Source organism: Gordonia sp. NPDC003425 (genome assembly GCF_053588635.1).
This window is the reverse complement of record NZ_JBSFQI010000043.1, coordinates 1-1521: the sequence shown is the minus strand read 5'-3', so window position 1 is coordinate 1521 and position 1521 is coordinate 1. Positions and strand designations below refer to the sequence as shown.

Sequence of the window (1521 nt, the reverse complement as noted above, 5' to 3'; positions counted from 1 at the left end):
ACTCAACGCATTCGCCATCACCTTCGCCGACCGCATGCCGGCCAGCGAGGACAACTAACCGAAAACGCCACTTACACCGTTAATCTGATACTCCCGCCTTCGATAACCGTCCCCGCCCAAGGCGATCTTTGAGGTCGCGGGTTCGGTGTGCTCACGCAGCTGTGACACGCGCAGCAAGTTCGTGGGGTAGTCGGGGCTGCTCGTCTCATCGATAACGACAGTGACGTCTTCGAAGACGTGGCGTTTCTGGGTGCCGTCAGGTGGTCGAGAGTGACCACCCAGGTCGGCCGGGTGCCACCGTCTGTCAGATCCTGCTCGTGGAGTGGGTGGAGTGGACGTGATCAAAAGCGCGTCCGGATCTGAGTCGCCTCCTTCCTTCGTTGCTCCACACGAGTCCGTTAGCTGAGCGTGTAGAGCAATTGTTCGTTTGCGGCGTATGCATTTTCGGCGTTTCTGGCGACCAGCGCGTTGACACTATTGATGGTGCTGCGTTGTTCCCAGTGTGTGCCGTCTGGGCTGCGCCAGACGGTGTCGGCGGTGTCGATGCCCCAGAGCGTGCCATCGGGTGCGGCCGCCAGGAGAGCTAGGGCCGGCGCATCGGGAACGGTTGTGAAGGTCTGGGCGTCGTCGGTGCTGTGTTGCAGGCCATCTGGGGTAGTCGCCCATACGCCGCGGTCGGTGATCGCGAGTGCTGCTGCGGCCAGGGGCGCGCCGGGGGTCCAGCTTCTCCCGTCATCGGTCGATACGAGCAGGCGGTTGATTCCGTCGAAGCCTACGAGTAGTTGTCCGTTGGTGGCGAGCGCGTGGAAGTCGATTTGGCCGGCCACCGATCTCGGTGTCCATGTCTGCCCGCCATCTTCGCTGGCGACGAGTCCCAGCGGGTTGGGTGCCGAGCTCCGCGGGCCGGGATGGCCGGAGGCGAAGAGCCGGTCAGAGCCGGTTACCCCGGTCAGTCCCATGAAGTCGTTGTCGGAGGCGCCGACCCGGCTGGTGGTTCCATCTGCGGTGAGGGCGATTACGCCGGTGTGAGTTCCGGCGAGGATAGTGCCGTCGGCGCGGATGTGCAGGGCGTGGAGGTGGTCGAGTTCTGGGGTCAGTGTTGCGCTCTCTGCTGAGGTTGCCGACGGTGGTGGGGATGTGGGTTGTTCCCGGGTGGAGCAGCCGGTTAGCACAGTCAGCGTGGCGATGACTGCGAGGACGACCGCAGCGGTGCGGTTGGACGGGTTTGAGGCAGGCAAGCGGCTAGGACTTTCGTGTGGATAGGGCCGTGTTCGGTGGTGGCGGCGCTGGATGGTGTGCTCGGTGTGGCGGCGAGACCGGGATAGAGGGTCGGTAGAGAGCCACCCTGGCCCTCTGGGGCGTCGTGGTCGTGGTCACGACTTCTGGATGGGGATGGAAGCCTGCGAAGGTTGTTGGCCGCAATGTCTTTGGAGGACGAGGGAGGCAAGGACGGTACCGAGGTGGTGACGCGCCCCGGCGAGGTCGCCGATCGCAGCGAGGTGGCGGACGAGACCGATGTGT

General features: G+C 64.3%; 1 protein-coding gene. It reads right to left on the bottom strand.

All coding sequences use genetic code 11. The annotated features are described in order from the left end of the window. Nucleotides 1-398: 398 nt before the first annotated feature. Complete coding sequence (locus tag ACWDTD_RS20490; RefSeq protein WP_449748950.1) at nucleotides 399-1238, bottom strand: F510_1955 family glycosylhydrolase; 840 nt, start codon at nucleotides 1236-1238, stop codon at nucleotides 399-401. Between the last annotated feature and the right edge of the window lie 283 nt (nucleotides 1239-1521).